General features: G+C 64.2%; 22 protein-coding genes. 14 read left to right on the forward strand and 8 right to left on the reverse strand.

All coding sequences use genetic code 11. From position 1 onward, the window contains the following. Window positions 1-99 precede the first annotated feature (99 nt). The 5 genes from H8R02_RS24010 to H8R02_RS24030 are packed head-to-tail and all read left to right on the forward strand — an operon-like array spanning window position 100 to window position 3857. Entirely contained in the window at window positions 100-1506 is a 1407-nt protein-coding gene (locus H8R02_RS24010; RefSeq protein ID WP_187084036.1) for a DUF1173 family protein, read from the forward strand. Continuing rightward, window positions 1503-2120, forward strand: coding sequence for a bactofilin family protein (locus H8R02_RS24015; RefSeq protein WP_187084037.1), 618 nt, complete (start codon window positions 1503-1505; stop codon window positions 2118-2120). The genes H8R02_RS24010 and H8R02_RS24015 overlap by 4 nt, the downstream gene beginning before the upstream one ends. Beyond that, window positions 2117-3064 carry a hypothetical protein gene (locus tag H8R02_RS24020; protein WP_187084038.1) on the forward strand — a complete coding sequence of 316 codons (948 nt, stop codon included), beginning with the start codon at window positions 2117-2119 and terminating at the stop codon, window positions 3062-3064. The genes H8R02_RS24015 and H8R02_RS24020 overlap by 4 nt, the downstream gene beginning before the upstream one ends. A 15-nt stretch (window positions 3065-3079) precedes the next feature. Next, on the forward strand, window positions 3080-3487 hold the full coding sequence (locus H8R02_RS24025; RefSeq protein WP_187084039.1) for a bactofilin family protein: 408 nt from the start codon (window positions 3080-3082) through the stop codon (window positions 3485-3487). Beyond that, window positions 3480-3857: a bactofilin family protein gene (locus tag H8R02_RS24030; RefSeq protein WP_187084040.1), complete on the forward strand. Its 378-nt coding sequence runs from the start codon at window positions 3480-3482 to the stop codon at window positions 3855-3857. The genes H8R02_RS24025 and H8R02_RS24030 overlap by 8 nt, the downstream gene beginning before the upstream one ends. Before the next feature lie 6 nt (window positions 3858-3863). Here H8R02_RS24030 and H8R02_RS24035 read toward each other — a convergent pair whose 3' ends face one another. Then, window positions 3864-5435: a protein NO VEIN domain-containing protein gene (locus tag H8R02_RS24035; protein WP_187084041.1), complete on the reverse strand. Its 1572-nt coding sequence runs from the start codon at window positions 5433-5435 to the stop codon at window positions 3864-3866. 60 nt (window positions 5436-5495) lie between these two features. Here H8R02_RS24035 and H8R02_RS24040 point away from each other — a divergent pair, with 60 nt between their 5' ends. The 4 genes from H8R02_RS24040 (at window position 5496) to H8R02_RS24055 (ending at window position 8810) form a co-directional block, all read left to right on the forward strand. After that, a complete protein-coding gene (locus tag H8R02_RS24040; RefSeq protein ID WP_187084042.1) occupies window positions 5496-5723 on the forward strand; it encodes a hypothetical protein in 228 nt (75 codons plus the stop codon). Between the two features lie 227 nt (window positions 5724-5950). Beyond that, complete coding sequence (locus H8R02_RS24045; protein ID WP_187084043.1) at window positions 5951-6250, forward strand: Rossmann-fold NAD(P)-binding domain-containing protein; 300 nt, start codon at window positions 5951-5953, stop codon at window positions 6248-6250. Window positions 6251-6509: 259 nt separating this feature from the next. After that, a complete protein-coding gene (locus tag H8R02_RS24050; protein WP_187084044.1) occupies window positions 6510-7394 on the forward strand; it encodes a hypothetical protein in 885 nt (294 codons plus the stop codon). A gap of 360 nt (window positions 7395-7754) precedes the next feature. Next, a complete protein-coding gene (locus H8R02_RS24055) occupies window positions 7755-8810 on the forward strand; it encodes a competence protein CoiA family protein (protein WP_187084045.1) in 1056 nt (351 codons plus the stop codon). A 28-nt stretch (window positions 8811-8838) separates the two neighbouring features. Here the strand turns inward: H8R02_RS24055 and H8R02_RS24060 are convergent, their stop codons facing one another. Then, window positions 8839-9198: a hypothetical protein gene (locus H8R02_RS24060; RefSeq protein WP_187084046.1), complete on the reverse strand. Its 360-nt coding sequence runs from the start codon at window positions 9196-9198 to the stop codon at window positions 8839-8841. Window positions 9199-9425: 227 nt separating this feature from the next. On the opposite strand from H8R02_RS24060, the gene H8R02_RS24065 reads away from it, so the two are divergent. Next, window positions 9426-9794 carry a hypothetical protein gene (locus H8R02_RS24065; RefSeq protein WP_187084047.1) on the forward strand — a complete coding sequence of 123 codons (369 nt, stop codon included), beginning with the start codon at window positions 9426-9428 and terminating at the stop codon, window positions 9792-9794. Between the two features lie 365 nt (window positions 9795-10159). After that, entirely contained in the window at window positions 10160-11248 is a 1089-nt protein-coding gene (locus H8R02_RS24070; RefSeq protein WP_222622620.1) for an adenine nucleotide alpha hydrolase family protein, read from the forward strand. A 79-nt stretch (window positions 11249-11327) separates the two neighbouring features. Here the strand turns inward: H8R02_RS24070 and H8R02_RS24075 are convergent, their stop codons facing one another. Further along, the gene (locus H8R02_RS24075) at window positions 11328-11534 is read right to left on the reverse strand and encodes a hypothetical protein (protein WP_187084048.1); all 207 of its coding nucleotides are present in this window, start codon (window positions 11532-11534) and stop codon (window positions 11328-11330) included. A gap of 337 nt (window positions 11535-11871) precedes the next feature. Further along, window positions 11872-12498 carry an ATP-dependent DNA ligase gene (locus H8R02_RS24080; protein ID WP_187084049.1) on the reverse strand — a complete coding sequence of 209 codons (627 nt, stop codon included), beginning with the start codon at window positions 12496-12498 and terminating at the stop codon, window positions 11872-11874. Between the two features lie 138 nt (window positions 12499-12636). Here H8R02_RS24080 and H8R02_RS24085 point away from each other — a divergent pair, with 138 nt between their 5' ends. Next, complete coding sequence (locus tag H8R02_RS24085; protein ID WP_187084050.1) at window positions 12637-13458, forward strand: hypothetical protein; 822 nt, start codon at window positions 12637-12639, stop codon at window positions 13456-13458. A gap of 144 nt (window positions 13459-13602) precedes the next feature. Here the strand turns inward: H8R02_RS24085 and H8R02_RS24090 are convergent, their stop codons facing one another. The 3 genes from H8R02_RS24090 to H8R02_RS24100 form a co-directional block, all read right to left on the reverse strand. Then, complete coding sequence (locus H8R02_RS24090) at window positions 13603-14583, reverse strand: response regulator (RefSeq protein WP_187084051.1); 981 nt, start codon at window positions 14581-14583, stop codon at window positions 13603-13605. A 98-nt stretch (window positions 14584-14681) separates the two neighbouring features. Further along, window positions 14682-15281: an acyl-homoserine-lactone synthase gene (locus H8R02_RS24095; protein WP_187084052.1), complete on the reverse strand. Its 600-nt coding sequence runs from the start codon at window positions 15279-15281 to the stop codon at window positions 14682-14684. Window positions 15282-15406: 125 nt separating this feature from the next. Beyond that, window positions 15407-15790, reverse strand: a complete 384-nt coding sequence (locus H8R02_RS24100; RefSeq protein ID WP_187084053.1) for a DUF4902 domain-containing protein — start codon at window positions 15788-15790, stop codon at window positions 15407-15409. A 56-nt stretch (window positions 15791-15846) separates the two neighbouring features. On the opposite strand from H8R02_RS24100, the gene H8R02_RS24105 reads away from it, so the two are divergent. Beyond that, window positions 15847-16566, forward strand: coding sequence for a LuxR family transcriptional regulator (locus H8R02_RS24105; protein ID WP_187084054.1), 720 nt, complete (start codon window positions 15847-15849; stop codon window positions 16564-16566). A gap of 544 nt (window positions 16567-17110) precedes the next feature. Here the strand turns inward: H8R02_RS24105 and H8R02_RS24110 are convergent. Further along, the gene (locus tag H8R02_RS24110) at window positions 17111-20119 is read right to left on the reverse strand and encodes a TrlF family AAA-like ATPase (RefSeq protein ID WP_187084055.1); all 3009 of its coding nucleotides are present in this window, start codon (window positions 20117-20119) and stop codon (window positions 17111-17113) included. A 344-nt stretch (window positions 20120-20463) separates the two neighbouring features. On the opposite strand from H8R02_RS24110, the gene H8R02_RS24115 reads away from it, so the two are divergent. After that, window positions 20464-21573 carry a type IV toxin-antitoxin system AbiEi family antitoxin gene (locus H8R02_RS24115; RefSeq protein WP_187084056.1) on the forward strand — a complete coding sequence of 370 codons (1110 nt, stop codon included), beginning with the start codon at window positions 20464-20466 and terminating at the stop codon, window positions 21571-21573. Window positions 21574-21575: the final 2 nt, after the last annotated feature.

Consider the following 21575-nt stretch of genomic DNA (forward strand, 5'->3'; position numbering starts at 1 on the left):
TCTCGTGTGTGCGTTGGAACCCGATGCCTGCGCGCTTTCGAGGACGACACTGGAATGGCTGATCGCTCAGCCTGCCGTGGCCGGTGCCACACACTCCAAATGACTCCCACTACCCGCGCTAACCCATCCCAGCACAGCGTCACTGCCGCTGGCGAGCGGATTGGACAACAGCAACTCGTGACAGAGTGGGAGCTCGCGCCGATACAGCGCGCCCTGATGAATGCCCGCGAGAAGTACAGCTACGCGCTGTGCGGCTGCCGACCGGAGTCGCTGAAGCTCCAGATTCGATTGCGCGCAGGCAAGCTGCATCTGGCGGTCTGGCCTGACGAGGGACCGAAGCACGACACGCTCTGCATGTTCTTCCGTGACGAGCTGGTCGAATCTCCCGCTCATGGAAGGCAGTCGCAAGCCGCAGACGAGTCTTCCACCAGCCGCACGAAGCCACCCGCACCGGCCGTGCCTTTCCTGGGCGGCAAGAGGACCGCACTGCAGCTTGCGAGTCGGACCGCACCAGCGGCCGCAGGCGTCGAGGTGCTCAACGTGCGCGGGCTCCTCATGCGCCTGTGGGATGCGGCGTCGTTGTGCCGCTGGCATCCCAATTGGACCCGGGATTGGGGCAGGGCGCGCCATGAACTGCTCAAGGCTGTATCCGGATTCACGCTGAACGGGCAACCTGCTGAATCCGCTGTCTTTGCGCCACGGCCTTACCGCGAGGCCCTACAGGAGCAATTGAACGCGGAATGGGATTTCTTTGTCGATGCCGTGGGACGCCGACGTGACGGTGAGCTGCGAGTTCTCATCGCGCCTGTGCGTGGATTCACACCGGGCTCACCCGAAGACGCACAGATTCTGCTGCGCCATCTCCGCGTGCCATTGGGGCTCTCGACGGCATGCGCTGAGTTCCTGCGTCGTGAGTGCCGCAACGCGCTCAGCAACTCCCGGCTCGCTGCCGACGACGGTGGCCAACGGCCTGAACTGGTTGGCATCTTTTCTGTGGAGAGAGGCCGCGGCTCACATCCCGTCGTCGCACGTGCAGGATGGTTGATGGGCGTGCACCCCGGCACGTACATGCCAGCCCAAAACGAATACACGGTCATGCTGGTGGACGCGCTGCTGGCCGGCCGGTATGCGTTCGAGTTCATCGCGAGCGACGCGCCTCCGTCACAGCGATCCGCGCCCGACTGGCTGGTGCGGCACGTCCGCGGCCCCGACGGGTCGACCGTCACGCGCGCCGCCCTCGAGGTCCTCGACCGCGGAGCCGCGCCGGCCTTTCGCGAAGCGCGCAGCCGCATTGCAGAGCACATGGCCGCGCACGGCGTCCCCACGTGGACCTGGGTGCCGCAGGGACGAAGAGGCGAACGCCGCGTTCCGCCGCTGCCGCCCCCCGACTTTCAGCACGCCGCCGAAGCGGCCCGAGTGCTGCACGAGCTCCAGCAGATGCCCTGCGCGGACTACGCGCTCGGCGCCAGCCCCAAGTTTCATCAACCCCAAAGGACCAACGCATGAACGACGACAAATCCACCATTGATCCGGCGATGACGCCCCTCTTCATCGGAACCGGCGTCGAACTCGAAGGCATGATCCGCCACAGCGGCCCGGTCGGAGAGAAGGCCGTCGTGCTCGGCAATTTCAAGGGCGACGTCGAGTGGAACGGCATCCTGCAGGTGCCGAAGGGCGGCAAGCTGGTCATCGACAAGTCGCTGCGCGTGCGGGAGATGGTCGTCGGTGGTGAGATTGTCGGTGCCGGCGACGAGGTCGTCGTCGAGACCGGCCTGCTGCGTGTCGGCGAAAGCGGCGTCATCGACGTGGCACTCGTGCGCCTCCCGGTGGGCGGGTTGGAACAAGCGCGGGGCTCCGTGATCAACGCGCAGCTGCGAATGGTGAAGGACCACCACTTTGCCCTCGCACCCCAGGTGGACGACACCCCGCCCGTTGCCGCGCCGGCGGCCAGCACGTCACCGACGCTGGCTCTGGTGTCTTCGAACACGCAGACTCCGGCGGAAACCGGTGAAGCACTTCACGATGCGGGCGCGGGCGCGGCCTTGATCGAACGCGATGGCGGCGATGCCGCCGCTGACGCAGCCTTGGTTCAAGTCGAGACCCGGAGCCACGCGGCATGAGACATGCGATTCTGGGCGCCTGCCTCTGCCTGGTCGCGCAGTGGTGCGCGGCCGCGCAGGGAACAAGCCTCGAGGACGCGGCACGGGACGCGCTGGCCCAGAAGAAGTACGCGCAGGTGATTGCGCTGTACGAGCCGTCGATCGTCGCCGGCGATGCGCTGGGCGACCTGGCCCACTATCGACGGGCCATCGCGTTCAACCAACTTTCGCGCCCCTTGGAGGCGTGGCAGGCACTTTCAAAGGCCATCGCCGCGAATCCTGCCGGGACGTTCGCAAGCTCCAGGGCGCGGCTGGACGACTTGAAGGCCTCGATACTCGCACGCTGCGCGGAAGCGGGGCACGACGGATGCGAGGTTGCAATCGAGCGGGGAGCTGGACCCGCACCAACGCAGCCCACTTCAGGCGAGCCGCCCGCGGCCGCAGCTGTTCGACTAGCCGACGCCGCGCCGCAGACAGCCTCCGTCGAGTCGAAACCGGTCCTTGAAGGTGGCCTGCCCGCGACGCCTCAGCCGCGCGCCGCGCCGACTGCCGCGATTGAGGTCTCGAAGGCAGGCGATTCCACGAACGGCGTGTTGCTCCTCCTCGTCGGAATCACACTCGCGGTGGCCAGCTGGCAGGCTTGGATGACGCACCGGCGTGACCGTCGATTTCCAGCCGGGCAACACGGCCTGGAACGCTTGCGCGACGACGTGGGAGCGATGCTCTTGCACCTCGCGGCCGCCGGCCACGACAGCAGCTTGCGCAGCAGGCTTCAAGAGCTGCTCCCGTTGCTCGAGCAAGAAGCTGGACGCTCGGCCTACCGCTCCACCGGCGACGGCAAGGTGTTGATTCCCGCCGACCAGAAAGCGACGGCGATGGCTCAGCACCTCGCGCGCAATCCTCCGGACGCACTCAGCTCGCCACCCGGTGACATCGAGGCCCTGTTCAGGCGCCCCGCCCGTTGAATGAGAGAAAGCACCATGACCATTCCTGTACCCGCTGGACCCCGCACCCGAGGCTCCCTCGAAGGCCTGCTCGCTCGCGCGCGCCTCGGCCCCTGCGCCGTATTTCCGGCCGGCTTGCGTTTCGAGGGCTCAGCACAGCTGCCCTGCAACGTCATCGTGGAGGGCAATGTCGACGGCACTCTGGATGTCGCTGGCGAAGGGATCTTGCATGTCGCGAACTCCGGCGCCGTGGTGGGAACGCTGAACTGCCCCGATGCACGCATCGACGGCACCGTGGACGGGGAGATCAACTGCCCGGAAGGTGCAGTGGAGATCTCCGCAACAGCCCGCTGCAGGGTCAAGGTCCACTACCGTGAGCTGAGCGTCGCGCGCGGCGCCGAAGTCGAGGCGGACTTCATCGCCACGGGGGTGCAGCATGGCTGACCTCAGTGATGTGCGCGCCGCGTTGTCGGAGCCCGTTGTGCTGGTTCCTGCAGGCACCACTCTCGTGGGCCGAACCACGTCCAGCACGCCCCAGCATTTGGTCATCGAGGGTTCCTATGTCGGCTCGATCGAGCTGGCACCGAACAGCCGCCTGGTGATCGCCGAGAGCGCGGACGTCCAAGCCGAGCAGCTCAAGGCCTCGACGATTCTTCTCCTCGGACGATTCGAAGGGCACATCGACGCCGAGGCGGTTGAAGTCGGCCCTCGCGCGAAGGCAAGAGGCAGCATCCGGTACGCCACCAGCTTCGCCTGCCAGCCTGGCGCGAGACTGAGTGCCGGCGTCGAGGGCCCCGAAGACGGAGACGCGTGAGGTCGATCAGTCCGTCAAGGTGCATCGGGCAGCGACGATTGGCGCGATCGCCAGCCGCTCCTGCTGCCCGCTGACCCATGCCGCCCGCTGGGCGTCATATCGGAACACGCGACCTGTACGCGACTGCGTGAGAGCGCCGGTGACGACGAACAAGATGTAGCGGTCCTGATGCTCCTGCATCTTGGCGAACTCGTTGGGCGTCAACTCGACGCACACGTTTTGCCCCGACAGTCCCTTCACCTCGATCATGATGGGCCCCTCGGAATCGACTGCTTCGATGTCCCAGCCCTTCGCCTCCTTCGAGACGTCCACAGCCCTGTCGAAATAGGCCATTGCCAGATCCATTGCCGCCTTTTCCACTTTGAGGCGCGTCTCGAGGTCCGGCTGGCGCGGACTTCCAGACCGGCCGGTGGACTTGTGTTCCGCCCGGCGGTATCTCGCGATGAAGGCGCGGATCTCGGAGACCTTCTCCGGGTGCTCTTCGGCGTACCAGAGCGGCGACTGTCCCACACCCCCAGCTTCGCGCTTCGCCGTGGGGATCACGATGCGCCGGTCGGCGACCGGCAGGGCCACCGCCGTGCTCGCCGGCGCGCTGATCGCTGCGCTCACGGTCAGCACGCCACGATCGTGCGTGAACACTTCCCGCCGGTGCACCGAAGCGTCCTCGTACCAGCCAACCACCTTCAACACGTTCTCCGCGGGATCACGCGAGATGAACACCACGAGGATGTGCTCGACATGCTCCGCGCTAGGGCCGGCGCCGAGGCGACTGATGTTGATCTGGGGACTCCGCGGCACATACCCATAGACGCGGCCATCGGTGTCTGCAAAGTTCCATTGTTCGTGGGCGTCAGAAGCCGGATGGCCCTCACCCCAGAAATACTTGAAGTTGTCGGCGACAACGGGGTCATCGTCAGCGGGGCCGGCGTAGCGCTGCATCCAAGCACAGTTCACCAGCAGGATGGGTGCAGTCATGACGTCGAACGCAGGACGTGCCGCGCTGCTTCCGCTGCCGCCGGCGTCACGGACCCGCGGCTGCCATCGCTGCAATGCGGTCTCGATCTCTTCCGCGCTCGGCTGCCAAACCTCGCCCCGCACCAGCACTGCGGTCTTCCGGGCTTCGTCGATCGCCGCCACGTGCCACGGGACGCGGTCCTGCACACGGACGCTCACCTCGGATGTGCGGTCCCGGACAACCAGATCCTCCACGCTCCACCGGTTGATTTGGAGGAACGCGAGCATGGGTGTATGACCTCGGAACGCCTCGCGGATGATGGCCGACCTCCGCTGCTCGCGGGGAACCTCCAGCGGCAGCCACGGCTTGCCGCTCCTGCGGTGATCGCTGTCGATTTCCTCCACCGCGAACCATCGCCCCGCGGCGCCAACTTCGATCGACTCGCTCCAGACCGTGATCGCCGGCGTCATGCCGCGCCGGCGCCAGGCCCATTCGAACTGCTCGCCCTTCGTGGACACGTCCACGTTGGCAAGTTTGAGCGTCTCCGTGATTCCGCGCGAGCGCCCGGCCAGGCGCTGTTCCTCGACGTAGTCGAAAACCGTTCGTTCAACTTCCCAGTCCATGGTGGTCCTCCGTCTGACGCGAATTTACCCGGCACCGCGCCGGGCCGTAGACTGCTGGTCATGGACAAGGCCAAACCTCCGCACTACGAGGCCGCTATGGGCCGGGACGAATCGGTCGCAGCGCTGCAGGATCTGATCGCGCGTTTCGAGCGCGGCGAAGTCCATTGCGCCGCCTTGCGGCTGTTCAAGCCGGACGGCTCCTGGGAAGATATCGTGGTCGGCGGCGACGAGAACGAACAGGCCGCCGCGCTCGCCGACTTGCAGCGCATGCACCAGCGCTCGAACTGAACGGAAATTCCCTCACCAACGCACCGACACATGTCTGTTGCCGGTCGTCGCCGAACGCCATCGATTGACGGCGTTTCACAGACCGAGTGCAATACAGGCTGATTTCGGAGCAATCCGTCATCGTCAGCCTCGAGCTGACATCTACCTTGCCCCTGCGGGAACCATGTTCCCGATGGGGGATGTGGCCATCCCGCTCAACCCCTTCCCACTTAGATGGAGAGATTGAGATGATGACTGCCACCTACCTGGCTCAGTACCAGCAAGCGAGTGATCGCATGGACTTCGTCGTGAAGTCGCTCAGCGAACGGCCCGGCCGCGCGCTGCAGATTGCGATCGACGCCGGCGGCGAACAAGCCGTGCAAGCGGTGTTCGACGCTGTTCTGGATCAGGGTCACCGTCAGGTGCTCGTCCAGGCGCTCGATTCCCCGTCGCTGCCCCAGTGGGTGCGCGACAAGCTCTCGACGTTCCTCTACGGAACGATCTCGCGCCGCCCTGCGGCGCTCTTGAGCTGCAAGGAACTGCACTAACAGCGTCGCCTTAGAGCGTCGCGGCAAGAGGCCTTCTCCTTCGGGGGAAGGCCTTCTGCATTTTCGGGGCGATAAGCGCTGCTGCCGCGGCGCCGCGGACTCGATCGCTTGCCGGCAATTGCTCCCCTGAGGAAAATCATCGCGTTCTCGGCGACTTGCCGCGACCCGACGTGCGTCTGTCACGTCATCTACCACCCGACCGGGACTCTCTCCCGGCAAGGGAAGGTCCTCGGTCTTCCACAAAGACAAAGGACTCTCCATGAGCAAAAGAGCCGAGGCCGAGCAATGGCTTCGCAGCATCGTGCGCCAACACATCGGCGCCAACATCCGGCGCTTTACCTGGGCCACCTGGCTCGCAGAGGTGCGACACAACGCGCTCGGTGGCGTCACCTACCTGCTTCCCTGCGAGGGCAAGGTGGTCGACGCGAACGACTCGTTCACCCTCGTGAAGACGGGGGCCAACTCCTTCTGCCTGGTCCTGAGCGAGCTGCTGTCGCAGCCCGTGGCGATCGGCGACAAGGTCTCGCTGAAGTTCTACAAGCTGCGCCGCTTCGACGGCACCGCAGCAGACGGGTCCGAGGACCCTTCGACCGACGGCGTGCGAACAATCTCGCTCACCGGCGCCGAGACACTCTTCCCGGTGAAATGGGAGGATCGCTACCTGGGCATCAACGAGAAGTACGCCGCGGCCTACCGGACGATCCAGAACCGGTACCTGCGAGATCTGATCGTCCAGTGCGAGAAGATGCGCGTCGACGGCGGCCTGCGCAGGGTGGTGAACATCCTGACCGATGCCAACCCGGCGGACCTCGACTTCATCGACCCGCCTGATGCCGAAAGTGGATCAACCCCTCCGGGTATCCAACTGCGCGTCACAACCGGGAAGTTCGCCGGCACCGTCGAGATCTATTACGACGTCGCCGACGACTACTACGGTCTGAAACTGCTGCCGGCTGGCGGCGACGCTCAACCTGTGGTGCTGACCGACATCTGTTTCGATGAGCTGGGCGAGGTGCTGCTCGACACCATCGACGACAGATCGTGGGCCAAAGTGGACGTGACTGTCCTCAAGGCGGCTTCCAAGCGGGCGAAAACCACGAGAAGTGTCGTGCTCTCGGCGACGGAGGTACCCGATGCCTCTTGACCTGACGGCGGCCGCGCTGGAGGGATACCATGCCCCGCCAGATGTCACGTGCCCGTACTACAGCACGAGCCCCAACGGCAGCGCGTGGCATGTGGGTCGGTGGATGAGAGCCAATGGAAAACCGGCTCCGCGCAACGCAGCGACGAGCCGCGGACACCGACTCCGCGTTGACGGCGCAGTCCTCGCGGTGAACGCAGAGGAGATCACGCTGGTCACGTAGAACAACAACGACTCGGACGAAGCCCCGCCCTTGTGGCGGGGCTTTGTCGTTTCTGGATTAAAGAAGCAGCGTCGGAAGCCAAATGCTCCAGCCGTTAAGCTCGCAACTTCTATGCGCCTCATCTTGCCGGACATCACGCGATGACAGCAGCTCGCATCTTCGCGGCAGTGGACGCCAGTGGCGCCATCCGGTTTGTCGGAGATGTGCCCGGCGGAAGCGCCTGCGGCTGTTTCTGCGCTGTCTGCGGCAGCCCGTTGGTCGCAAGGAAGGGAGACATCAATGTTTGGCACTTCGCGCACGAAGCGCAGCAAGAAAGGGTCGAGTGCCTGGTCGGCGCGATGAACTTGCTGCGGCGGGTGGCCGCGGATTACCTGAGGTCCCTGCCGCGTCTGGTGCTGCCGAAATACAGGCGCGATGTGTCACGGGTTTTGCAGACACGGCGAGCTTCGGAAACTGTGGAGTGGGATGCCCAGCCTGTCGCCGTCGACTGGTTGGAAGCCGGCGCACAGGACGCGCCAATCGCCCGCCTGAAGCTCGATACCGACGCCTTCGCGGACTTGTCGGTCGAGATCTCGGATTCGCCCCCTGTGCTGCGGTATCCGCCCGCCGACAACCACATCGGATCGATCGTTTTCTGGAGCACCGTCCCTGTCGACAGCGACTTGCGGAAAGAGATCTACGCGCGACAACACGTGCATCGCTGGGGCAGGATGGTGTGGCTCCATCAGCCGGACAGCTATGGCCTCATCGCCGACGCACAGGCGCGACTCGACGCAGCTGGACTGGCGGAAGAACGGCAACTTGCGGAACAGGCCAGGCGCGATCGGGAGCGGTTGGAGCGTTGGCATGCGGAGAACTCCAAGCGGCCACCGCCGCCGGCGCCGGCGCGAACGGAGCAGCTGCACCTGCCGCCATGGGCCAGGCACAAGAAGGCGAATCGGCCGTTTTTTGGTTTTCGGTTTTCCGGTTACGGAGCCTGGGTGCTTTTCGAAATGGAGGACGGCCGCGCGGCCATCAGGCAGCTCGATGGAAAGGACCGATGGTTCGACCTGGTGAAGGCGCCTGGAGCAGTATTCGACAGCGGCCTCGATGTGCTCGTGGTGCCCTCGTTCACCATCGGGCAGTCGATCCTTCGCGGCCCTCTGGAAGCGACGCGCATCTCGTCAGACTTCGCGGACATCCTGCAGCTGCGCTAGCAGCTTGGCGCTACGCCGCGGCGCCCGATTACTTCGAAGGAGGCACTAGCTCCAAGCGCGGCTTGCCAGCCGGGGCTTCCGCTGCATCCTCGAAGTCGGCCAGCTGGGCATCCGTGGGCCAGATGCCATGAACCTTCACGTATGCCATGCGGCGCTTGTCGAGGGGGAAGTTCACTTGGCCATCATCGCCAAACTTCATCGCGTCGATGGCGATCGCGTGCATGAATCCCGCGCCGTCTGTGTTGTCCGCGAGGTGACGGGCCATTCCCAGTTCGCACATCGCATTGAATTCCGCAATGGTGCGGGGTTGCCACGGAGCAAACGTCGCGGCGGCGAACTCCTGAAACTCGGCGGCGCTCATCGTGATCTTGTTGTCGGAAACCAGCATTGCTATGACCTTCTACCCGGTGAATTCGGGCGTATGAGATCAGCTTATCAGCGCGGTCGATCGCCGCAACCTTCCTGAGGCGACTGGCGGCGCGCACTCGCGTGCCGATAGGGTCTTCGGTGTCCAGATGACATGTAGCCGTGCGTAGTCGCACGAAGTCGGGGTTAGATCGGCTCCTAGCATCGTGAGAAGCCTTCCACTTTCGAACGGAAGGCGCACATCGCTCCATGGAAGACAACTTGTCCAGCTCGTCGCACCCCCCGCGCCGCGGGAAACACTGCCACGTTTCCAAGCTGATTTCCGCCGCTGCGGTCGCTTCGGTGATTTCACTGCTGCCGTGGAACGTGTACGCGCAGTCGGCTCATGTGCCTTTGTGGCCGGCGACGCATCCCGCCGACCACGCTTACTTCTGTGGCGTGGACGTCGACCAACCGATGCCTGATGGCTACGGGCCGCGTTGGAAAGAGGAGATGCTGCGAAGGAGCCGACTTCTCGGCGGCGACGATTCGAAGGCCCGGTCGCAACTGCTCAAAGACGCCAAGTGCCGGGAAGTGCAGCAGAAGGCGCAGATCCTGCGAAGCGCGAAACCCACCTGACGCAGCTCCGCACGCGCACAGCGACATGCCCCGTGGACGCCATCGGTAGCGTCGGCCGGGCGTGCATCGCAAAATCCGAGGAGTACTGCTCCCTCTGAGCATACGGCGTGCATTCTGCGCGCCATTCACCACACCCGTGCCGGGCCGAGAGCCCGCGCGGGCTCCGGCGTGGCACAACCACACGGAGATATTCGAATGCGACATTCAACGGCAGTGCCGGCGCGCGAGTGCCGCGCTCCGATGCCGGGACCAGCGCCGCAAGTGCAGGAACCCCCGCCCGAGCCGGCAGCTCCGAACAGAGAAGCGAGGCTCGCAATTGCGCAGGCGCTCGCGCGAAAAATCCTCGCTCAGCGCAGCTCGTCGGCATGAACGGAGATCAAGACACCGAGGGCGAGCTCGCCGCGTCCGATGCCTGGCTTGCAGACCAGGGCTACGATCTGGCCGCGCTCTCACGCGACCTCAACGCGGCCGGGAGCGATCAACATCAGCTTCCCGACCTCGACAGCTATGACCACGTGCTCGTCGCCTTCAGCGGTGGGCGCGACTCACTCGCATGCCTGCTGCATCTTCTAGAGCTCGGCGTGCCGAAGGAGAAGATCGAGGCACAGCACCATCTGGTGGACGGGAGAGAGGGCTCGACCTTCATGGATTGGCCTTGTACGGAAAGTTATTGCGAAGCCGTATGCAAGGCACTCGGCGTCAAACTCACCTTCAGCTGGCGAGAGCGCGGCTTCCTCGGCGAGATGTTAAGAGACGCTTCGCCGACCGCACCGATGTGGTTTCCTGGTGCAGATGGCGGCTATGCAAAAACCGGAGGGAAGGGTCCGCTTGGCACGCGGAAGAAATTTCCTCAGGTATCCGCCAACTTGGCCGTGAGGTGGTGCAGTTCGGCATTGAAGATTTCCTGCATGGATGCCTATCTCGCCAACAATCCGCGATTCCTCGGGAAGCGCACACTGGTGATCACCGGCGAGCGAGCTGAGGAGAGCGCATCGCGGTCCAAGTATGCACGATTCGAAGCGCACCGGGCCGACACCCGTTCAAGCAAGCGGGTTCCGCGTCACATCGATGTGTGGAGGTGCGTTCACGAATGGGCCGAGCAACGCGTGTGGGGGATCATCGCAAGGTGGCGCCTCCTCGCGCACCCTGCATACTGGCTTGGCTACTCGCGTTGCAGCTGCAGGCTGTGTATCTTCAGCTCACCCGACCAGTGGGCCACCGGCCGCAAGATCGCACCAGCAGCATTCGAGACCGTGGCGAACTACGAGCGCGAGTTCAAGGTCACTATCCACCGAACGAAAACAGTGACGGAGCGCGCCGATGCGGGGACGCCCTACGCCTTCGATGAGAAGTGGGTGGCGATCGCGAACAGTCGGACCTTCGACATGCCGGTCTTCATGGATCCTTGGATCCTGCCGCCCGGGGCCTACGGCAACTCCTTCGGACCGACATAGATCCGAAGAGCACAAAAGGGAAGAGCGGCGCCATCACACGATGGCAGCCGCTCTTTTTCGTTTTCGGATCGTTCCGGCATCAGGCGCGTGCACGACGCGCGCGCGCGGGACGCTTCACCGAAGCCAGGAAGCAACTCACCTTGCGGCGGTTGGCTTCCAGACGGTCGCAGTCCACAGCCCGGCCGTCGCGCGGCTGGCGGAGAAGCCATAGGGCGTCGGCGAGTGTGACACCTGCTTTTGCGAGCAGAGCGGGGCCCTGCGGCAGGATCATTTGGGTGGCAATCATCGAACTCTCCAATCAGATTCGGGCACGTCGCCCCCTTTGTGCTTTCGCCAAGAAAGCGCAAAAGGGGAGACGCGCACCGACTCGCATGGGGAGAACGATGTGCAAGCCTTCAAGCGCGGCGCGGGTTGGAGAGTTCGTTGCCGGCGGCAAGAACAAGCGCTTGAAGTCAGGGAAGCAGGGCGCCGAAGCGCCTTGCCAAAGAGGTAATCCGTTACGGGACGGATGTCGGCAGTCCGAGTGGACAACCGATCTGTTAATGCAGCCAGAACGACTGCCGATCAGTGCTGAGCACCGAAAGTAGAACAAAGGATACCACGTTCGCCGCAGCACGAACAAGCTAGCGGCGCTTGAACCTCTGGGGCTCTACCGCGCCTTTTCGCTTCACTTTGCGCCAGTTGTCCGAACGCCCGGACGTGTAGGGCGCGTCGAGCTTTTTCATCATCAGCCCTTCGAGTTTCAGCGGCAGGACGATCTGCTCGAATAGTTCCGCCTCCGCGGGGAAATGCTGAACGTACAGGACTCCCTTGCCGTTGATCGGAGTGAGCAGCTGCGACAGGGCGTCTTTTCGCTCGCTAAGAGGCCAGCTGGTGATGTCGCGCCCGTTCAACATGAGCAGATCGAAGGCCATGTAGCTGACCTGGGGCGCGCCCGGATACCACCGGCGCCGTGATGCACGTTGCTTCATCGCGTTGAAGTCGCTGCGGCCAAGGTCATCCTGGACCACGAACTCGCCATCCAGCACGTGCGGTCCCCCCGCGAGCGGCGCAAGGGCGCGAGCCACTTCAGGGTAGCAGTGCGTGACGTCCGTGCGGCTCTTGTGAAACAAACGCACAGCGCTGCCGTCGATCCGGGCCATGCCCCTGAAGCCATCCCACTTCACTTCGGCGATCCAGCCAGCAGCTGTGAAAGGCTTGTAGGGCCGTTGCGGCGCTCGCATCGGTTCGGGCACGGGATCGAACTTCACGCCCCATTTTGGCGGGGGGTGGACGCCATCGGTTGCCATCGCACCTCAAGGCGCAAAGAATCCCGCCAACTTCACCAGAAGTAGCAGGCCTCGCGCCTCGCACCAACCATCCGCCCGGCCGCACTCCGCGTCCGGCCCATGCCAGCCCATCTGCTGGCGCCTTTTTTTCATTCGATCATGAACTCAACCTCATTGAAGGGCGAGGGCGCCCGTGCGCTCGCGCCCAATCCGATGCAGGAACTGCTCGCGCTGTGCCGCGACGGCTCCTTGTTCCCGCTTGTTCGCGAACTGCTGTTCGACGGCGTCGCGCGCCTGCGAATCCGTGGCGCGCTGCCGTATTTCGAATACGAACTGGTGTTCCGGGAGACCGTGATCGCCAGAGACGAGCAGCTCGCGGCCGTGTACGCGCGCCTCGGCTCCGCGATCGGAAACCCTGACCTCAAGGCAACTCCGCAGATCCTCCCGGGCCTCGAAGCGCAGGAGACGCTCGTGTTGCCGTCAGCTGCGAAGGCAACCTTGATGCGCGTGTCCAACTCGCCGGTGAACTTGCGAACCCCGAGAACGGTGACCAGCTGGAAGGCGACTTGGACCATGGCTGACCTCGACAACTCGGTGTACCTGGCCACGATCAACTACGCACGTGAACCGGGCCAAACGCGCTGCCGATGCGGCAGCTGCGACTGGAACGGCACGGCCGCGGAGCTGGTGGAGATCGACGACTGCAGCCTCACGCCTGGTGACGCTTCGCCGGCGGGCCGATGCCCTGCATGCGGGGAACTCGCCTACGTCACGCCGTCCGAGGATGACGACGCGGTTTCGCTCGCCCGATGGCAAGCAATCTGCTCGCAGGAGAACTGGGACGGCGACCGGCGGGTCCGGGTCCTGCTTGCGTTTATCCGCGAGCGAGGGCTGCTCGAAAAACTCGCGAACTACGCTCAGGTCGAAGCCGACGGTCCGTAGGCGCCGCCGCGACGGACTTCGCAACCACAGCAGACGGCCGCCCTAGTGGCGGCCGTTTTGCTTTGCACGGCGTCTACGAGGAGAACGCCAGAGTGTCGATTACGCGCGACCAGTGAGCTGCCCTGCGCCCGAAAGCTCTCAGTTTCAAAAGACGCTCTGGTTGATCGCGCGCTGCCCTGTGAATGTTCTCAGCCCCACCGGTGCTATGTCCTCCAACGGGTGCAGCGCCGCAAGCAATGACGCGCGAGGGCCGACACTCCATGCCGGCAGCACCGCACAACCACGCTGGCCCAACTCGCGCCGAAGTTCGATGTCGCAAAGCACGCTGCCGTTGCGGATCGAAGTGAGATCATCCGGACGAACATTCGCGCAACTGGCCATGTCCGCAAGTTCGTCGAGGCGTGCCTGCAATTCCAGCTGCAGCCAAAACGGGCGTCCTCCAGCATCGAGCGCGACGACGCCGAACGGCTGCCCGATCACGATCCATTCAACGAACCTTGCGCGCAGGAACGCGGAGATCTCGCCACCGACTTGGGCGTCTCTGAGCACGGCCGCCTGGTCTGACTTGAGGGTGGATCGCCATAGTTGTTGGCACCGCGGATTCGGCTGGGCCATCAACCCGTCGATCGCAGCCGTGAGCTCGAGGCGGAAGACCGGTGCGCACTTGCTGAAGAACCGATCGATCTGGCCGGAGTTGAAGGCCGTGTACACCAGCCTATCGTCATTCGCGCCCGTGAGAAGCACCCGGCGCGCTTCGAGGCCAGGGAGCTCGCGCAGAAGCTCCAAACCCGTGAGTCCGGGCATTTCGTAATCGACCACGATGGCGCTGGTGTACATGCGGCGGTCCGTTGCCGCGGCGAAGTACCGGAGGATCTGCGGAAGCAGCGGTGCACCCAGGTGCTGGAGGTTGACGATCTCCTGCTGCGCCCAGAGATCCGCCTCCCATCGTTCCGGTTCGGATTGCAGTGCCACCAAGCACTGTGACGGCCTCGCGTAGGTCTCGATCTGCCAGGTGCGCGGGAGCGTCAATGCCAGCATCTCGACGAAGTCGGCGTCGTCATCCACCAGCACGATCTTTCCCGGCCGGTGAGACAACGCGAGCGGCCCTGACTCGGCGTCCGGCATCAGGCGCCTTGGACCGTGCGTGGACAGGTCGCTGTCTGCGCAGGCCGTGACGGGCGCGAGCACGGGTGCCAGGGGGTGCAATCTCGGCGAACCCACTCTCAACGCCCCAGCGCGCGACGCGTGATGTCGTCGATTTCGATGAAGCACGCCACGGTCAGCACCTCGCCGATCCGCAGGGGAGGGCCCAGGCGGGAGACATTCACACCTTGCTTCTTCAGCAGCCGCTCGATCGCGGTGGTCGTGACGGTAACGAAGCGCTCGACCCCATTGCGCTCGGCCCAGCGCGTTGCTTCGGCCATCAGCTGCACCGACAGCTCGCCAAAGCCGATCTGCGGGTTGCCGGCGTTTTCCGCAGCCTGCAGGCGGTCGGTGGCCAGCGCGAATCGACTCAGTTCCCAGACGTCGGCCGCCGCCGGTGCGGGCTCGCCATGAAGCAACTGAGGAAACACATCCCGCAGCATGTTGGGCCCGAGGGTCGGCAAAATGCGCCAGCAAGCATCGACGCCGTCTGCGGGGGATTGCGCGACGATGTAGTGCGCGCGCTCAAGTTGGTCGAACTGGTCGACCTCGAGGCCGTCCTGCGTCTCTACGTTCCACCCGAGCCGCTCATGGAAGACCTCGTACCGCAGCCGGAACATCCCGTTGCGGTCGGCGAGCGACAGCCCGCCCAGCGTGCTTGTGATAACCCTGTGCTGCATCCTTGACCCCGTGAATCGAACCCGCGGGCTCGATTCTTCGGAAAATGAGCACCTTCGTAACCTACGGAGTCCCGTGGGGCCCGCAAACCCGCTTTTACCGGTCTCCTGCTGGCAGTGCTGTGGCTTTATACAGGGGCATTAGACCGCGCCGCCGGCTGCCACGACATCGCCCCGATCACGCTCCAAAGAATTGCGTGCGTATCGTGCTCGGTGCGGTCATAGCCGCGGGCGTCGATCGGCTGGAGGTTGCTTCGAGGAGGCACACTGGTGTCGGCGATCAGCGTGCCGTCCTTCGTGCGCATCCAGTCCCAGCTCAGGGAAAGCAGGTGGCCGTCGAAGCGGGCCTGCCATTCCGTCATACCGGCGGATACCGGAGGCTCGCCGATGTGGTTCGAGTCGTCGAGAATGCTAAGGTCTTGCAGCGTACAAACGTGTTCAAAGACAATCGTGCGCAGCGGCTCCGTTTTCAGTCGAACACGGCGATCGAATGAATGGGAAGGAACGGACATGCCAGGACTCCTGTGGGGCGTCGACGCTCTCAATTGCGTGACAGGTTGATGGCGCCATGGGCGACGCGCAGCACCTGTTCACGATCGCTTCGGTCACATCCGCGACGGACGAAGCTGACTTGCTGCGCCGGCTGCAAGACGCTTCGCGGGTGCTCGGCTTCGACTACGTCCTCGCGGGCATCGAATGGCGCCGTCGCGCGCTGCCACCGATCCAGCACATCACGAGTGGCTGGCCGCAGCCTTATCAGCAGGTTTATGCGCAACGCGGACTGATCGCGGTGGACCCGACGGTGCCACACTGCCAGACGCACACCGAGCCGCTGGAGTGGTCTGAGGCCATGTACGTCACCGCCGCGTCCCGAGAGGTGTTCGAGGAGTCGCGTCGGTTCGGTCTGCACCATGGGTTGAGCGTGCCCGTGCACGAGAACGGCAACATCGTGAGCATGTTGAGCCTGGGACGCGACCGGGCGTTCGACTCGGATAACGAGAGGCAGCTGGTGGTAGCCGGCGGTCTGATCCTCGCGAACTGCACGCACGTCGTCATCAAGCGCGTGCTGTTCCCAGGGTTCGCCAAGCAGATCGCCAACGAACTCACAGGCCAGGAGCTCGAATGCCTGAAGTGGCTTGCCCAAGGCAAGAGCAATCCGGTCATCGCCGACATCCTCAACATCTCCGACAACACCGTCGAATTCCACATGAAGAGTCTGTTCCGAAAGCTGAAGGTCACCACGCGCGTTCATGCCGCGATCGTGGCCGTCGAGATGAACCTGGTGTGAGCACATACAGGAGGGCAGTCTATGCAGCAGACGCCGGAAAGGCACCTACGGAACTCCGTAGACGTGTCGCACTGGCGTCACGGTTGGATCGGCTCCGTGCGTTTCCGGCGTCGTATGCGGCTTGTGACGAGTGAGCGACTACCGATTGTGGCCAACGATTTGGCTGTCTCCACGTGATCCTGGTCGCCGGGATGGCGGCCCCAAATCACAGGCCGGCGGCATGGCGCTGGGCGCAGGATGCGTCTTCCCGTCGGGATGTTTCGCTTCGGCGCAAGACGAACAGGCCCCGGCTATCGTTCAAGAGATTCGACGATGAAGTTCGCCGCTGCGTACATGGTGTTGCACCTGTAGACCACTGCGCCGGCGCGCGAAAAAGTCACCCATTCGCCGTCCGACACGGCTTCACACGCGGGCCATACCGCGCTGTGTCCGTTCAGGCCCGCGCGAAGGAGCGACTCCTCCCGGCATCGCAGGACATACTGGCCTGCGGCTAAGGGCTTCGGCCCAAGCTCAGAGATGGGCGCAGTCACTTGGGAATTCCTGCTCATGGTCGGCGCCCGGCCGCGGGCTCGGTGAGATTCACGCGCAGGCGGCGAGCACGTTCCTGAAACGCGCGCTCACCGCCCTCCAGAATGGAACACACTGCCTCTCGAATCTTGGGATTCTCCAAGCCGCCGCCCTCGTAGCTGATCTCGGGCAGCGCATCCGGGCGATGAGCACCGCAACGCGCAACAATGACCTGGTCGACGTCGGTGTTCACGACCAGGTTCGCGTTGTGGGTGACGATGATGATCTGGCGCCGCTTCTTGGCCTCGCAGAAGGCCGGAACCAGCTCCTCGAACACCGACTGCGGGTCCAGATTCTCTTCTGGCTGGTCGATGATCAGCGGACGCTCGTCATGCGCGTCGATCGCGAGGTACAGCAGCAACAGCACGATGCCCCGCGTACCCGGAGACAACCGCTCGATGTCGACGTCGTCATAGCGCAGGCCGTAGCCCACTTGTACATGGTCCGTGCTGTACAGCCACTCCGAAACCGAGCGCGCCCAGTCAAGGTGAGGCATGTCTTCAAGCCGTTGTTGACGCAGCGATGTGGCGTGCTTGTCCATGAAGGCCTGCATCGCTGCTGCTGCCTCTTCGGCCGTGCCGTTGCGCCACGCCTTGCCCAACGATTCTTCGGCGGCCTTGTGTAGCTCACCGCGGCCGCGAAACGGACCTTTGCGCAAGTCCAGCAGCAACTCGCCGCGAGCAGCCCACGCATCGATGTCGACCTCGCGCCGAACGGAAAAGGAGAGCTTTTTCACCGCACGCGGGCCGATTGCGATACGTTCATGAAGCGGTGCGTACAGCGCTGCGAGCTCGCGCTCTTCCTCGATGATCGCCGCGAAGATGCCCTGATAGGCCTCCGTACGCGCCGCCCTCAACTGCTTGAGCATCTCGTCGGCCTTCTCGGCGCGATCGATCTCCATGTTCTGCTTCGCAAGGAGTGAATCGGTGCGGGTGATCTTCTCGGTCAGCAGCCGGTACCTGCGCGCGTTCTGTTCGTCGATACCTGCCAGCTTCTGCAGCCGGTCTCGCTCTCGAGTCAGCAAGCTCAAGGTGCGTGTGGACAGGTCCGTTTCGGGCGGGACAAGGGGCACATTGGGGTCGGGTGTCGGTGAGTCGGAAAGCGCGCGCGGTGCCGCGCCTTGGAGCCGGGCGGCCTCCGTTCGTGCCTGCTCCAGGCGCTGCCGCAAAAGCGCATCGACGTCGCCCGTGAAGTCCATCTTGAAGCGCGCCCACTCGTCCTCGGCCAAGCCTGAGTCGGCGCGCCGATCCTGCGCGTCGGACAGCCACTCCGGGGCGGTCTGCGTCCTGAAGGTGTTCACGTCGTCCTGCAACCCCGTCAACGCCTGGATGCGCGCCTGCACGCGGGCGAGGGTGCGGTGCTTGGTTTCCACAGCGGCAGTGACTTCTTCGAGCTGCTTGGCGCGCTCATCCTGGCCCTTGGGCACCAGCTTCGCGCGATCCTCCCGGTCCACCTTCAGCGCGCGCAGCGACTCGTCGCGATCTTTCACCAGCCTGGTCAGCCCTTCTTTTCGGGCGATCTCCGCATTGATGCCGTCGGTGGCGCGGCCCAGCGCGTGGCGATGGCGATCTCGGGCATCGTGGGCGGCTTGCATTCTCATGGCCAACAAGGCGCCGAAGTCCGCGGCGTCGAGGCGGTCTTCCTCCGGATGCGCCTCGAAGATCACACGCTGGATCTCGGCCACCAGCGAATCATCCAACCCTTCGGAAGAACACAGCTGCTCCACGAACTGCTGCGACAGATACTGGACGTGCGGTGCGTCCAAGAACGTCTCGGCATCGAGCGATTCCAGCGCGTTGGACGTGCGTTCGTTGTTTTCCCATTCCAGCTCGGCGCTGGTCGATTTAAGGAACTTCGCCGCGCGTCGCAGAAACGAGTTGGCACTCAAGCGCTCGGACACGCCGTAGGCGCCCATCGCGATGAAGTCGGCCAGGGCCGTCTTTCCGGATCCACGCGCTCCGATGATCGCCACCATGCCGGCGTTGATGGGCACCTCGCACGGCCGCATCCATTGCGCGTCGGTTACATGGACCAGTCGGATCGCGTTGCCCGGCAGGGCGCCCTGCGGCGGCGCTTCTCCGATATGCACACGCCCCTCTGGCTCGATCACGGCCTGACGCAGTGTGTCGAAGGTAAGGTCGCCATGAAGCCAGCACCGTCTCGCCTGATCTGGCAGGCCGACGCGATCGGCCGTGTGCGCGTCCGAACCGTGCAGGCAGGGCTTGCGGCCGCCCCACTTGGTTTCGAGGTCGTCGAGCGTCGCCGCACCTTTGCCGAGGTAAAACGCGACCTGCTTCGGGTTGGCCGAGAAGATGATGTCAGCGAACCGCTCGATGTTCTTGCGCGTTGCGGCCCATTGGCCACCATCGCCTTGCAGGCCTGACGTCCCGTCGCTGCTCCCGCCGGAAACAGCCACCAGGCAGTTGTCTCGCAGCCACGCGCTGTCGTTGAATGCATCCTGCAGCGCCGGCAGGCTGACCTTGAACTGGTTGATGCCTTCCCGGTAGGCTGCGGCGTCGTCCACCAGCGATGCGTTGAAAGCCCGGCCCAGGCGAATGAGGTCCGGGCGGGTGCAGCGGAACTTCTCCTGTTGGTGAGGGAAGGTCAAACCGCTGAGGAATGCTTCGATGCGCTCCACGTGGTCCGGTGGCTCCGGCGAAAACAGCAGGTGCAAGTTGATGCCCGCGCCCTTCGCCGTCTCGATCGACAACCGGAACTCGACGTTCGGAAAGATCAGGCCGACGCCCTGCAGGCGGCCGCCCTTCTGGCGCTTTACGGTCTCCACGTAGCAGTCAATGCCGCAGTAGTCGGTGATGCCCAGCGCGCGGATCGGCGGCTCGCTTTTCTCGACCTTGTCGAGGAACTCGGGCCAGGGGTCGGCGCCGCTGTAGCCGTCGTTCAGGGCGGTGCCAGGTGCATGGATGTGCGGGTCCCAGCGATGCCAGGCGGAGCCGCGCGGATGGACTGTCTCGATTCCCTCTGCCATGTGTTCTTCTTCGTGAGGTTGTCAGTGGCCCTCACATTTTGCAGCGTGGCGCGAAGCGCTCCTGGATGCGGCCGACGACGCGCTCGACGACGGAACAGCAGTAGGGCTGACACGCAGGGATTTGACCGTCAGGTCAAGCCGACGGCCGAGAAAATAGCTTTGGGATTGTGTCGATGCTGACGGAATGAGCCTCGAACGCGGCGGGCGGCATAGTCTCAAAGCCGCAAAGCTGGCCAACATCAGGGAAGTCGGACAGATAACCCACCTTCGCGTATAATATAGGTACTTTCTAATTAATACGATGTGCCTTATGTCAAATTCGGCGCACGCCGAATATTGGCTAAATGGCGAATATTCGGAGAATCGTCTATATTCGGCATATGCCGAATCTTCCAGATTCCTCCGTTGAGCAAGCCCTGCTGCCGAAGCTTGTGGACGCGCTTGACCAGGTTCCAGGTTTCGCCGTCGAGAAGCACATGATCGACAACCGCGAGCCCGATCACGACGCTCGGATCGAGCTGAACGCCGCCGGCCGGCCGATGGTCTTGCTGATCGAGTGCAAGCGAGAGATCTTCCCGCTGCAGGCCCGCGAAGTGCTCTGGCAATTCCGGCACCACCTGCAAAGCCGTTCCGACGTCACCCCCTTCGTGCTGGCCGAGTCGATCACCGGGGCCGCGCGAGACCTGTTAAAGGCAGAGGGGCTGGGGTTCTTCGACACCACTGGCACGCTGTTTCTACCCGCCGACGGTGCATTCGTGTTCGTCGACAAGGGCCTGCCGAGATCACGCACAACGGGCGAGCGCAAGCTGTTCGCCCAGCGCCGATCGCAGGCGGTACACGCGCTGCTGCGCGAGCCTTCGCGTTGGTTCGGGGTGAGCGAACTGGCCCAGGCCGCCGACGTGGCGCCCTCCACCGCTTCGGAGGTTCTCGGCCTCTTGGACAAACTGGAATGGGTGAAGCACCGCGGCCAGGGCCCGGCCAAGGAACGCCAGCTCAGCGAGCCGTCGCAGCTGCTCGATGCGTGGGCGGCTGCCTTCGCCGCGGCAAAGCGCGAACCGCTGCAGCGCTACTTCGTGCCGAAGCTCGGTTCGCAGGACCCGGAGCTGGCGATCGCCGCGGCATTCGAGAAGGCCAAGGTGCATTACGCCATCAGCCACGAGTCGGCTGCCCAGCGCTTCGCGCCGTTCCTCACCCACGTGGGAAAGGTTCGCATTCGTGTGGTGGCCGGGGTCGAGCTGCACGTCGCGAAGGCAGAACTGGGTGCACAGCGCGTGGACACCGGCTGGAACCTGGGCCTTTGGGAAGGGACCGAAGCGGACCTGATGTTCAGCGAGCGGATCGACTCGGCGTGGTTCGCCAGCCCATTCTTCGTTTACCTCGACCTCCTTCAAGCAGCCGAAGGCCGCTCGAAGGAAGCGGCCGAGCACTTGCGCAAGACGCGCATCGGATTCTGAAC

This window comes from Ramlibacter albus, from assembly GCF_014297445.1.
GTDB lineage: Bacteria > Pseudomonadota > Gammaproteobacteria > Burkholderiales > Burkholderiaceae_C > Ramlibacter > Ramlibacter albus.

Excerpts from the sequence above, each read along its gene's own strand:
- H8R02_RS24100 (WP_187084053.1), bottom strand. The coding sequence starts at position 15,790 with ATGTCCGTTCCTTCCCATTCATTCGATCGCCGTGTTCGACTGAAAACG.
- H8R02_RS24060 (WP_187084046.1), bottom strand. The coding sequence starts at position 9,198 with ATGCTGGTTTCCGACAACAAGATCACGATGAGCGCCGCCGAGTTTCAG.
- H8R02_RS24015 (WP_187084037.1), top strand. The coding sequence starts at position 1,503 with ATGAACGACGACAAATCCACCATTGATCCGGCGATGACGCCCCTCTTC.
- H8R02_RS24045 (WP_187084043.1), top strand. The coding sequence starts at position 5,951 with ATGATGACTGCCACCTACCTGGCTCAGTACCAGCAAGCGAGTGATCGC.
- H8R02_RS24065 (WP_187084047.1), top strand. The coding sequence starts at position 9,426 with ATGGAAGACAACTTGTCCAGCTCGTCGCACCCCCCGCGCCGCGGGAAA.
- H8R02_RS24085 (WP_187084050.1), top strand. The coding sequence starts at position 12,637 with ATGCCAGCCCATCTGCTGGCGCCTTTTTTTCATTCGATCATGAACTCA.
- H8R02_RS24110 (WP_187084055.1), bottom strand. The coding sequence starts at position 20,119 with ATGGCAGAGGGAATCGAGACAGTCCATCCGCGCGGCTCCGCCTGGCAT.
- H8R02_RS24070 (WP_222622620.1), top strand. The coding sequence starts at position 10,160 with ATGAACGGAGATCAAGACACCGAGGGCGAGCTCGCCGCGTCCGATGCC.
- H8R02_RS24095 (WP_187084052.1), bottom strand. The coding sequence starts at position 15,281 with ATGCAGCACAGGGTTATCACAAGCACGCTGGGCGGGCTGTCGCTCGCC.
- H8R02_RS24055 (WP_187084045.1), top strand. The coding sequence starts at position 7,755 with ATGACAGCAGCTCGCATCTTCGCGGCAGTGGACGCCAGTGGCGCCATC.
- H8R02_RS24050 (WP_187084044.1), top strand. The coding sequence starts at position 6,510 with ATGAGCAAAAGAGCCGAGGCCGAGCAATGGCTTCGCAGCATCGTGCGC.
- H8R02_RS24020 (WP_187084038.1), top strand. The coding sequence starts at position 2,117 with ATGAGACATGCGATTCTGGGCGCCTGCCTCTGCCTGGTCGCGCAGTGG.
- H8R02_RS24040 (WP_187084042.1), top strand. The coding sequence starts at position 5,496 with ATGGACAAGGCCAAACCTCCGCACTACGAGGCCGCTATGGGCCGGGAC.
- H8R02_RS24105 (WP_187084054.1), top strand. The coding sequence starts at position 15,847 with ATGGGCGACGCGCAGCACCTGTTCACGATCGCTTCGGTCACATCCGCG.
- H8R02_RS24010 (WP_187084036.1), top strand. The coding sequence starts at position 100 with ATGACTCCCACTACCCGCGCTAACCCATCCCAGCACAGCGTCACTGCC.
- H8R02_RS24025 (WP_187084039.1), top strand. The coding sequence starts at position 3,080 with ATGACCATTCCTGTACCCGCTGGACCCCGCACCCGAGGCTCCCTCGAA.
- H8R02_RS24090 (WP_187084051.1), bottom strand. The coding sequence starts at position 14,583 with ATGCCGGACGCCGAGTCAGGGCCGCTCGCGTTGTCTCACCGGCCGGGA.
- H8R02_RS24115 (WP_187084056.1), top strand. The coding sequence starts at position 20,464 with ATGGCGAATATTCGGAGAATCGTCTATATTCGGCATATGCCGAATCTT.
- H8R02_RS24075 (WP_187084048.1), bottom strand. The coding sequence starts at position 11,534 with ATGATTGCCACCCAAATGATCCTGCCGCAGGGCCCCGCTCTGCTCGCA.
- H8R02_RS24035 (WP_187084041.1), bottom strand. The coding sequence starts at position 5,435 with ATGGACTGGGAAGTTGAACGAACGGTTTTCGACTACGTCGAGGAACAG.
- H8R02_RS24030 (WP_187084040.1), top strand. The coding sequence starts at position 3,480 with ATGGCTGACCTCAGTGATGTGCGCGCCGCGTTGTCGGAGCCCGTTGTG.